We start from the raw sequence: 9340 nt of genomic DNA, 5'->3' as shown, positions 1-9340 counted from the left end.
TCGTACCCGTCCTGGAGCCGGAGCCGTCAGTCCAGGTAGTCGCGCAGGACCTGCGAGCGCGACGGGTGCCGCAGCTTCGACATGGTCTTCGACTCGATCTGGCGGATCCGCTCGCGGGTCACGCCGTAGACCTTGCCGATCTCGTCGAGGGTCTTGGGCTGGCCGTCGGTGAGGCCGAAGCGCATCGACACCACGCCGGCCTCGCGCTCGGAGAGCGTGTCGAGGACGGCGTGCAGCTGCTCCTGGAGGAGCGTGAAGCTGACCGCGTCGGCCGGCACGATCGCCTCGGAGTCCTCGATGAGGTCACCGAACTCCGAGTCGCCGTCCTCGCCGAGCGGGGTGTGCAGCGAGATCGGCTCCCGGCCGTACTTCTGGACCTCGACGACCTTCTCGGGCGTCATGTCGAGCTCCTTGGCGAGCTCCTCCGGGGTGGGCTCTCGCCCGAGGTCCTGCAGCATCTGCCGCTGGACGCGGGCCAGCTTGTTGATGACCTCGACCATGTGCACCGGGATGCGGATGGTGCGGGCCTGGTCGGCCATGGCGCGGGTGATGGCCTGACGGATCCACCACGTCGCGTAGGTCGAGAACTTGTAGCCCTTGGTGTAGTCGAACTTCTCGACCGCACGGATCAGGCCGAGGTTGCCCTCCTGGATGAGGTCCAGGAAGAGCATGCCGCGACCGGTGTAGCGCTTGGCGAGCGAGACGACGAGGCGCAGGTTGGCCTCGAGCAGGTGGTTCTTGGCGCGGCGGCCGTCCTCGGCGATCCACTCGAGCTCCTCCTGGAGCTTCGGGGTGATCTTGCCGCCCTTGCCGAGCTTCTCCTCCGAGAACAGGCCGGCCTCGATCCGCTTGGCGAGCTCGACCTCCATCTCGGCGTTGAGGAGCGGGACCTTGCCGATCTGCTTCAGGTAGTCCTTGACCGGGTCGGCGGTCGCACCGGCGACCATGACCTGCTGCGCCGGCTCGTCGGTGTCGTCGGCGGCCGAGACCACGAACGACGAGGTGGCGCTGGCCTCCTCCTCGTCCTCCTTGATGGAGGGGTCGGCGGCGACGTCCTTCTCGAACTGCTCGTCGGAGATGTCGGGGAGGACCTTCTTGCCGTCGGGACCGACGGCGGCCACCTCGACCTCACCGAGGTCGACGACCTCCGGCGCGTCGTCGGCGTCCTTCTTCGCAGCCGCAGCCTTCTTGGCGGGCGCGGGCGCCGCCTTCTTCGCAGCAGGCGCGGCAGCGGCCTTCTTGGCGGCCGGGGGTGCGGCCTTCTTGGCGGTGGTCGCGGTGGCAGCGGCCGTCTTCCGGGCGGCGGCAGCAACCGCGCGCTGGTCGACGGGCGCACCCAGCTCGACGGAGATCCCGAGTCCGGCGAGATGGGCCATCAACGACTTCAGGTGGGCGGGAGCGACATCGGCGGCGCCGAAGGCCTGGCGTACCTCCTCGGCGGTCACGCTTCCCGCGGGCGCGCCCCGCTCGATGAGCGCGACGATGGACGGGTGGCTGAGCACGGCGGGCGGGACCGAACGGTTCGAGGACACGAACACCTCTCGATACTGGCGGGTCTAGGGCGCGGCGAGGCCCGGAGGCGTCAAGACCGCTTTCGTCATTCTGCCACGGGGTCCGAAGCGGCCTGACATTCGGGGGCGTTCACCCACCGTTCACGCGTCCTTGGCGGCTGCCTTCTTCGCCTTCTTGTAGTCGCGCACCTTCTGCAGCGACACCGGGTCAACGACGTCGGCGACCGATCGATAGCCCTCGAGTGCATAGTCGCCCGCGGCCTTCTCCCAGCCCGCCGGCCGGACGCCGAGCTGCTTCGCCACGAGGGCCGTGAAGATCTGTGCCTTCTGCTTGCCGAAGCCGGGCAGGCCCTGGATCCGCTTGAGCAGGTCCTTGCCGTCGGACGCCTCGGTCCAGATGCGCGACGCGTCGCCGTCGTACTCGTCGACGACGACCCGGGCGAGCTCCTGCAGGCGAGCGGCCATCGAGCCGCCGTACCGGTGGATGGCGGGCGGGGTCCGGCACAGCTCGGAGAACCTCTCCGGGTCGGCCGCCGCGATCGCCGCCGGCTCCAGGCTCCCGAACCGCTCGAGCACCTTCGCCGGGCCGGCGAACGCACGCTCCATCGGGAACTGCTGGTCCAGCATCATCCCCGCGAGGAGAGCGAAGGGGCTCTCGGCGAGCACCTTGTCGGCGGCGGGGTCCTGGGCGATCTGGATGGCCATGGGGCCATCTTGCCGCAGCGTCGTCAGCCGTTCCGCTCCGCGATCCGCTCCAGCCCGGTCCACAGCGCGTCCATCATCCGCTCGACCATCGTCTCGGCGGTGACCTCGGGGTGGTGGCGCCACCACTTGGCGGCCTGCTCTCCGGCGCCGGAGATCGCGTGTGCGTACGCGGACGCGGACTCCTCGTCGAGGCCCGGGGCGGCCGCGCGGACGAGGCCGGCGATGACCTCGGCGGTCTCGTAGCGGTGGCGGCCGGCGGCCTCGGCGACGCGCCCGGCGATCGCGGCGCCGCCGCCGAAGAGCACGTCCCACGCCGAGCCGCGGTCGCGCACGAACAGGAAGTAGGCGCCGAACCCGGCGCGCAGCTGGTCCTCGGGGGTCTGCGCTCCCCCGGCCGCGGTGACGACGGCGGCATCGAGCTCGGCGCGAGCCGCGCGGAGGCACTCGAGGTAGATCTCGTCCTTGTCGGCGAAGTACTTGTAGATGAGGGTGCGGGTCACCCCGGCCGCCGCGGCGATGTCCTCGACCGCCGTGCCCTGGTAGCCGAGGCGGACGAAGACGTCCTCGGCGACGGAGATGAGCTGCGCACGTCGTACCTCGGGGGCGAGGCGGCGGCGGGGCTGACCGGCCACCTCAGGCCGTCCAGTCGAGGAGGACCCCGCCGGCGGTGATCGCGACGAACCACCACGCCCAGCTCACGACGCCCAGCAGCACGACGCGTCGCGGGTGGGGTGTCCACCAGACGAAGCAGAGCACGAACATGACGAACCAGGTGAGCAGCAGCACGACGACCGCCCACACCGGCGCCAGCAGTCCGGAGAACGCGTAGAGGAACAGCGACGAGAGGACCAGCACCAGCCCGATGAAGGGCAGCGGCGAGATGTGCTTCCCGGTGGCAGGGTCGATGGCCGCCGGGCGGATCCGGCGGCGACGGCGGAACAACGGGCTACTCGGCCTGCTGCTCGGGGGCGTCGTCGTTCCAGGCCGGGTCGTTGTCCCAGGCCGCGGTGTTCTCCGCCGCGTGCTCCAGGGCCCGGGCCGCCTCGGCCTCGGTCGCGTAGGGGCCGAGCCGGTCCTTGTTGGGGCAGCCCTCGACACCCTCGACGGCGTGGTGCTTGAGGCAGAACCAGTACTCACCTTCATTCGCCATGCCCCGAAACCTACTCTCCTGCGACGAGAGCGTCGCGTGGTGCAACACGCGTGTTACAGGACGCCGCTAATGTCCGGTCATGAGCACGATGTTCGAGGGCTACGGGACCACCGGACCTGCCTACGACGAGATGTTCGACGGCGGCGGCGAGCTCCGGCCGCCGTACCTGCGGATGCGCGACTCGCTCGACAAGATGAGCACCCCCGAGCTGATCAGTCGCGTCGAGGCGCTGCAGGCGAGCTATCTCGACCAGGGCATCACCTTCGACATCGGCGGCGAGGAGCGGGCGATGCCGCTCGACATCCTCCCGCGCGTCATCGAGATGGACACCTGGACGACCATCGAGAAGGGCCTGCAGCAGCGGGTCAAGGCGCTCGAGATGCTCCTCGCCGACGTGTACGACGCCGGGCACGTCTTCGAGGACGGGGTGCTCCCCCGCCAGGTGATCACCACCAGCTCCCACTTCCACCGGCAGGCCGCGACCATCCGTCCGGCCAACGGCGTGCGGGTGCACGTCTCGGGGATCGACCTGATCCGCGACAACAACGGCGAGTTCCGGGTGCTCGAGGACAACGTGCGGGTGCCGTCGGGGGTCTCCTACGTGATGACCAGCCGCCGGGCGATCTCCTCGGCGCTGCCGGAGACGATCGCCCAGCACCGGATCCGGCCGGTGGCCGGCTACCCGCAGAAGCTGCTGGCGGCGCTGCGGGCCGCGGCTCCTGCCGGCGTCGCGGACCCGACGGTCGTCGTCCTCACCCCGGGCGTCTACAACGGCGCCTACTTCGAGCACACGCTGCTGGCCCGGACAATGGGCGTCGAGCTCGTCGAGGGTCGCGACCTGGTCTGCCGGCGCGGCGAGGTGATGATGCGGACCACCAAGGGCCTCGCGCCGGTCCACGTGATCTACCGGCGCGTCGACGACGAGTTCCTCGACCCGGTGCACTTCCGGGCCGACTCGATGCTGGGCTGCCCGGGCCTGATCGACGCGGCGCGCGCCGGCAACGTGACGATCGCGAACGCGGTCGGCAACGGTGTCGCCGACGACAAGCTCGTCTACACCTACATGCCGGACGTGATCCGCTACTACCTCGACGAGGAGCCGGTCATCCGCAACGTCGACACCTGGCGGTGTGGCGAGTCGGAGGCGCGCGAGGAGGTCCTCGACCGGCTCGACGAGCTGGTGCTGAAGCCGGTCGACGGGTCGGGCGGCAAGGGCATCGTGATCGGGCCGCGCGCCGACCGCGCCGAGCTCGACGAGCTGCGCGCGAAGATCCTCGAGGACCCGCGGTCCTGGATCGCGCAGCCGGTCGTGCAGCTCTCGACGGTGCCGACCTTCGTCGACGGCGAGCTCGGGCCGCGCCACGTCGACCTGCGGCCGTTCGCGGTCAACGACGGCAACCGCGTGTGGGTGCTGCCCGGCGGGCTCACCCGCGTCGCGCTCGGCAAGGGCGAGCTGATCGTGAACTCCTCCCGCGGCGGTGGCACCAAGGACACGTGGGTGCTGGCCGGACCGACGGGACCGGAGCAGCAGCAACAGCAACAGCAGCAACAGCAGACCCACCTGCCGTCCGGGGCGGTGGAGTGATGCTCAGCCGGATCGCCGAGTCGCTGTTCTGGATCGGCCGCTACATCGAGCGGGCCGACGACACCGCCCGCATCCTCGACGTGCAGACCCAGTTGCTGCTCGAGGACGCCACCATCGACGAGGCGCAGACCTGCCGCGACCTCCTGTCGTGCATGGGCATCGAGCCCGCCGACGCCGCCGAGGCCGGGGTCGACATGTTCGGCGCGGTCACGATCGACCAGGTGCTGCGGCTGCTCGCCTACGACCCCCAGTCGCCCAGCTCGATCGCGGCGATCATCGGCTCCGCGCGCGAGTCCGCCCGAGGGGCCCGGGAGACGCTGACCGTCCCGCTGTGGGAGGCCATCAACACCACCTGGCGCCCGATCCCGTCCGGGCACTTCGAGGCCCTCCGGCCGCCGTACATCTTCAGCTGGGTGCGGGAGCGGGCGGCACTGATCAACGGCACCGCCGACGCGACGATGACCCGCGACGAGGGCTGGCAGTTCATCATGCTCGGCCGCAACATCGAGCGCGCCGACATGACCTCGCGACTGGTCGCGACGACCGCGTTGTCGAGCGGCGCCGGGCAGTGGACCTCGGCGCTGCGCGCGTCCGGCGCGTACGACGCCTTCCTCCGCACCTACCGCGGGATCGAGACGGATCGGGCGGCGGCGGAGTTCCTGCTGCTCGACCGGCTCTTCCCGCGCTCGGTGGTCTTCGCGCTCGACCGGGCCGAGCAGGCGCTGGTCAACCTGACCGGCGACCCGCGGCGGGCCGGCTTCCAGGACGAGGCGCAGCGGCTGATCGGGCGGACGCGGGCCGAGCTGGAGTACCGCTCGCTGACCGACCTCGTCGAGGACCTGCCCGACGAGATGGAACGACTGCAACGCACGTGCGCGGCCGCGACCGACGCGATCTCCCGGCGCTACTTCGCCGGGTCGGAGGCCCTCGCGTGGAAGGGAGTGGGCGCGTGAACATGCAGCTGCGGATCGTGCACACGTCGGAGTACGTCTACGACGGCGGCGCCATGGCGTCGTACAACCAGGCACGGATGACGCCGGTGACCACGCCCGAGCAGATCGTCGTGCACCACCGCCTCGACGTCAGCCCGAAGCCGTGGACCTACTCCTACACCGACTACTTCGGATGCGCGGTCACGGCGTTCGAGGTCGTCGACCCGCACGAGTCGATGACCGTCACCGCGACGTCGACGGTGCAGGTCAACCGGGTCGGCGCCGAGCCCGAGGCGCGCTCCACCTGGTCGTCGTACGGCGAGCGGGAGGTGCGCGACCGGTGGACGGAGTTCCTCGTGGTCTCCGACCTGGTCGCCCCGACGCCCGACTTCGAGGAGCTCGTCAAGGACATCGGGGCCGGGGCGGACCTGCCCGGTGACGCCGCCCGCGCCGTGTGCCGGCTGGTGACGGCGCAGATCGACTTCCTGCCCGGTGTGACCGACGTGGAGTCGACCGCGGCCGACGCGTGGGACCAGCGCGCCGGGGTCGGCCAGGACATGGTCCACCTGGCCATCGGCGGCCTGCGCACCCTCGGGATCCCGGCCCGTTACGTGTCGGGCTACGTGCACCCCGTCGAGTCCCCCGTCGTCGGGGAGACGGTCACCGGCAACCCGTTCGCGTGGCTGGAGTGGTGGGACGACGGCTGGCAGGCCTTCGACCCGACGACCGCCACGGCGCCCAGCGAGCGGTACGTCGCGATCGGGCACGGGCGCGACTACACCGACGTGCCGCCGCTGCGCGGGATCTACACCGGCGCGCAGACGGCGGCGCTCGACGTCAGCGTCGAGGTCACGCGCCTGGCGTGAACCCCGGTGGTCGAGGAGGTCGCGCGTCTGACGTGGGCCTCCGGTGGTCGAGGAGGTCGCGCAGCGACCGTCTCGAGACCCCTGGACCCGTCAGCCGACCTTGCCGGCGAGGCGCTCGACCCGCAGGACGTCGTACTCGTGCTCGGGGTCGCCGGTCATCGCGGCGGCCAGGCGCAGGTGCGGCAGCGCCTCGTCGTACTTCGACTGGCGCTCCAGCGAGCGACCGAGGGCGTGGCGCGACCACGCGTCGGACGGGTCCTCGTCGACCAGCTGGCACAGCTCGTCGTGCGCCTTCTGCAGCTGGGCGCGCATCAGGTAGGCCCAGGCGCGCAGCGAGCGGAGGCCACGGTTGGTGGGCTCCTCCTCGAGCGCGGGCTCGAGGACCTCGAGGGCCTCGCGGGGCGCGCGCCGGCCGAGCAGGTCGTGCGCCGTGCGGTAGGCGCTGGCGTGGTGGGTGGTGGCGCCCGGCCTGCCCAATGCAAACGGGGCGATCGCGGGCGCCTGGATGCGGATGTCCGGCTGCGTCGTCTCGTTCATGTCGCCTTCAACTGTCCGTCGGGCTCGGTTGTTCCCTAGAGTGAGCCGCGGACGGGCTGGTCGGGCGACCGCGGGACCCACCGCCGCGAGGCGTCGGGTCCCGAGGAAAGTCCGGGCTCCACAGAGCAGGGTGGTGGGTAACACCCACCCGGGGTGACCCGCGGGACAGTGCCACAGAGAACAGACCGCCTCCGGTCCGCCGGAGGTAAGGGTGAAACGGTGGGGCAAGAGCCCACCAGTGCACCGGGCGACCGGTGCAGCTCGGCAAACCCCACCCGGAGCAAGACCAGACAGCACACGTCCGAGGGCGGCTCGCCCGAGTGTGCGGGTAGGTCGCTCGAGGCTGTCGGCAACGGCAGCCCTAGATGGATGGTCGCCCCCTCGGCAACGAGGGACAGAACCCGGCTTACAGGCCAGCCCGTCCCCTCTCGGCCATTGCCGCCCAGCCCTCGCGCCGCATCCCGGGCGTCTGCCGTCCTCGGGCTCGGGTAACGCCTGTCACATCCCGGACGACAGACAGGAGCAGTGATGCTGACCGAGAGCCAGTGGCAGGACGTCATCGGGTCGACCGCCCACGGCAGTGACGGCGAGAAGCTGGGCAAGGTCGGCCAGCTCTTCCTCGACGACAGCACCCGGCAGCCCGAGTTCGTGACGGTCCGGACGGGGCTCTTCGCGCACCGCGAGTCGTTCGTCCCGGTCCGCGACGCGGTGCTGGAGGACGACCGTCTGCTCGTGCCGTACACGAAGGACCAGGTCAAGGACGCCCCGCACGTCGACGTGGACGCCGGGCACCTGGACCCCGAGGCGGAGCTGCACCTGTGGGCCCACTACGGCCTGCAGAGCGACGCCACGGTCATGGAGTCCCTCGGCGGCCAGCCGACGGCCGGCCGCCACGCCGCCCGGGACGAGGGCGACGGAACCGAGCCGACGAACGGCCCGACCCGCCTGCGACGGCACCAGCCCGACGCGGGCGGTCCCGCCCCGATGTGAGCCAGACCGGACACCTTCCAAGGAGACAGACATGGCCCAGCACCAGCTGATCCCGCGCGGCGCGTCAGCCCTCGGCTCGGACGCGGAGCGACGAGCGCGAGGCATCGACGAGGAGTCCGCACATCGCCGGTACGGGGGCGCCAACTGGGGGGCGGCCTTCTTCGGCTGGCTGGTCGCCGTCGCCAGCGCGGTGCTGCTGAGCAGCATCGTGGGCGCGATCGCCGGCGCCGTGGGCGCGGCGAACGACCTGTCCCAGGACCAGGTCCAGCGGGAGGCCGGCACGGTCAGCCTCGCCGCCGCGATCGCCGTCGTCGTCGTGATGGCGCTGGCCTACTTCGCCGGTGGGTACGTCGCCGGGCGGATGTCGCGGTTCGACGGCGGCCGCCAGGGCGTCGCCACGTGGGTCATCGGCCTCGTCGTCACCGTGCTCGCGGTGATCGCGGGTGCGGCCCTGGGCGCGCAGTACAACATCCTCGACCGTGTCGACCTCCCACGGATCCCGGTGCCGACGGATACCGCCACCGCGGGAGGCATCGTGACGGCCCTGCTGCTGCTCCTCGGCACCCTGCTCGCCGCCGTCGCGGGAGGGAAGACGGGCCAGCGCTACCACGCGAAGGTCGACCGGGCGACCTACCACTGAGGTCGTTCGCTCAGTTGATGATCTCGCCGCGCTCGTCGGCCGCGAGTTCGGCGAGCCGGTCCCGCCACCCCTGCAGCGCCTCCGGCGTCAGCCGGGTCCAGTCGGTGACCTCGCCGACGACCTTGATCGGCTCCCGGCTGCGGTAGGACCGGGTCGGGTTGCCGGGGAACTTCCTGTCCGTGACGTTGGGGTCGTTCTCGAACTCCCCCGTCGGCTCGACGACGTACACGCGCGGCTCGCCGTCGCCGGCGGCGAGCTCCGCGGCCAGACCGGCGCCGTCGACCAGCGCGGTGAAGTAGATGTGGTTCATCACCACCTCGGGCCGGTAGTTCGACCGGAAGCCTGCCGTGAGCAGGTCGCCCGTCCGGAGGTCCGCCTTGGTGCCGTGGAAGAACGGCCCGTCGTCCAGCACGTCAGTCACGCA

The 9340-nt window shown here is 71.2% G+C and carries 12 protein-coding genes and 1 other RNA gene; 6 read left to right on the top strand and 7 right to left on the bottom strand.

Going from position 1 to position 9340, the window contains the following annotated elements; all coding sequences use genetic code 11:
- Positions 1-26: 26 nt before the first annotated feature.
- From AC2YHB_RS09840 to AC2YHB_RS09820, 5 genes are all read right to left on the bottom strand, one after another.
- A complete protein-coding gene (locus tag AC2YHB_RS09840; RefSeq protein ID WP_036544589.1) occupies positions 27-1538 on the bottom strand; it encodes an RNA polymerase sigma factor in 1512 nt (503 codons plus the stop codon).
- Positions 1539-1652: 114 nt separating this feature from the next.
- Entirely contained in the window at positions 1653-2216 is a 564-nt protein-coding gene (locus tag AC2YHB_RS09835) for an HhH-GPD-type base excision DNA repair protein (protein ID WP_179647387.1), read from the bottom strand.
- A gap of 23 nt (positions 2217-2239) precedes the next feature.
- Positions 2240-2848 carry a TetR/AcrR family transcriptional regulator gene (locus tag AC2YHB_RS09830; RefSeq protein ID WP_179647388.1) on the bottom strand — a complete coding sequence of 203 codons (609 nt, stop codon included), beginning with the start codon at positions 2846-2848 and terminating at the stop codon, positions 2240-2242.
- Position 2849: 1 nt separating this feature from the next.
- On the bottom strand, positions 2850-3158 hold the full coding sequence (locus AC2YHB_RS09825; RefSeq protein WP_051932144.1) for a hypothetical protein: 309 nt from the start codon (positions 3156-3158) through the stop codon (positions 2850-2852).
- 4 nt (positions 3159-3162) lie between these two features.
- On the bottom strand, positions 3163-3366 hold the full coding sequence (locus tag AC2YHB_RS09820; RefSeq protein WP_036544584.1) for a hypothetical protein: 204 nt from the start codon (positions 3364-3366) through the stop codon (positions 3163-3165).
- A 79-nt stretch (positions 3367-3445) separates the two neighbouring features.
- Here AC2YHB_RS09820 and AC2YHB_RS09815 point away from each other — a divergent pair, with 79 nt between their 5' ends.
- The 3 genes from AC2YHB_RS09815 to AC2YHB_RS09805 are packed head-to-tail and all read left to right on the top strand — an operon-like array spanning position 3446 to position 6749.
- On the top strand, positions 3446-4951 hold the full coding sequence (locus tag AC2YHB_RS09815) for a circularly permuted type 2 ATP-grasp protein (protein ID WP_036544582.1): 1506 nt from the start codon (positions 3446-3448) through the stop codon (positions 4949-4951).
- Positions 4951-5904, top strand: a complete 954-nt coding sequence (locus AC2YHB_RS09810; RefSeq protein WP_036544580.1) for an alpha-E domain-containing protein — start codon at positions 4951-4953, stop codon at positions 5902-5904. The genes AC2YHB_RS09815 and AC2YHB_RS09810 overlap by 1 nt, the downstream gene beginning before the upstream one ends.
- A 2-nt stretch (positions 5905-5906) precedes the next feature.
- Positions 5907-6749 carry a transglutaminase family protein gene (locus tag AC2YHB_RS09805; protein WP_179651865.1) on the top strand — a complete coding sequence of 281 codons (843 nt, stop codon included), beginning with the start codon at positions 5907-5909 and terminating at the stop codon, positions 6747-6749.
- 90 nt (positions 6750-6839) lie between these two features.
- Here AC2YHB_RS09805 and AC2YHB_RS09800 read toward each other — a convergent pair whose 3' ends face one another.
- Complete coding sequence (locus AC2YHB_RS09800) at positions 6840-7286, bottom strand: tetratricopeptide repeat protein (protein ID WP_487353820.1); 447 nt, start codon at positions 7284-7286, stop codon at positions 6840-6842.
- 52 nt (positions 7287-7338) lie between these two features.
- On the opposite strand from AC2YHB_RS09800, the gene rnpB reads away from it, so the two are divergent.
- The 3 genes from rnpB to AC2YHB_RS09785 all read left to right on the top strand — a co-directional run bounded on the left by rnpB (position 7339) and on the right by AC2YHB_RS09785 (position 8916).
- Positions 7339-7711, top strand: an RNA gene (rnpB, locus tag AC2YHB_RS09795) — RNase P RNA component class A.
- A gap of 103 nt (positions 7712-7814) precedes the next feature.
- Positions 7815-8276, top strand: a complete 462-nt coding sequence (locus AC2YHB_RS09790) for a PRC-barrel domain-containing protein (protein WP_179647390.1) — start codon at positions 7815-7817, stop codon at positions 8274-8276.
- A gap of 31 nt (positions 8277-8307) precedes the next feature.
- Positions 8308-8916: a hypothetical protein gene (locus AC2YHB_RS09785; RefSeq protein ID WP_179647391.1), complete on the top strand. Its 609-nt coding sequence runs from the start codon at positions 8308-8310 to the stop codon at positions 8914-8916.
- Positions 8917-8926: 10 nt separating this feature from the next.
- On the opposite strand, the gene arr is transcribed toward AC2YHB_RS09785, so the two are convergent.
- Entirely contained in the window at positions 8927-9337 is a 411-nt protein-coding gene (gene arr / locus AC2YHB_RS09780) for an NAD(+)--rifampin ADP-ribosyltransferase (RefSeq protein WP_179647392.1), read from the bottom strand.
- Positions 9338-9340 lie beyond the last annotated feature (3 nt).

The sequence above is a fragment of the Nocardioides sp. SRI_004 genome (assembly GCF_057586415.1).
The sequence above is the reverse complement of the archived record's forward strand: the minus strand, read 5'-3'. Positions and strand labels throughout refer to the sequence as shown.

Coding starts and splice junctions, on each gene's coding strand:
- AC2YHB_RS09835 (WP_179647387.1), bottom strand. CDS start 2,216: ATGGCCATCCAGATCGCCCAGGACCCCGCCGCCGACAAGGTGCTCGCC.
- AC2YHB_RS09820 (WP_036544584.1), bottom strand. CDS start 3,366: ATGGCGAATGAAGGTGAGTACTGGTTCTGCCTCAAGCACCACGCCGTC.
- AC2YHB_RS09815 (WP_036544582.1), top strand. CDS start 3,446: ATGAGCACGATGTTCGAGGGCTACGGGACCACCGGACCTGCCTACGAC.
- AC2YHB_RS09810 (WP_036544580.1), top strand. CDS start 4,951: ATGCTCAGCCGGATCGCCGAGTCGCTGTTCTGGATCGGCCGCTACATC.
- AC2YHB_RS09805 (WP_179651865.1), top strand. CDS start 5,907: ATGCAGCTGCGGATCGTGCACACGTCGGAGTACGTCTACGACGGCGGC.
- AC2YHB_RS09800 (WP_487353820.1), bottom strand. CDS start 7,286: ATGAACGAGACGACGCAGCCGGACATCCGCATCCAGGCGCCCGCGATC.
- AC2YHB_RS09790 (WP_179647390.1), top strand. CDS start 7,815: ATGCTGACCGAGAGCCAGTGGCAGGACGTCATCGGGTCGACCGCCCAC.
- AC2YHB_RS09785 (WP_179647391.1), top strand. CDS start 8,308: ATGGCCCAGCACCAGCTGATCCCGCGCGGCGCGTCAGCCCTCGGCTCG.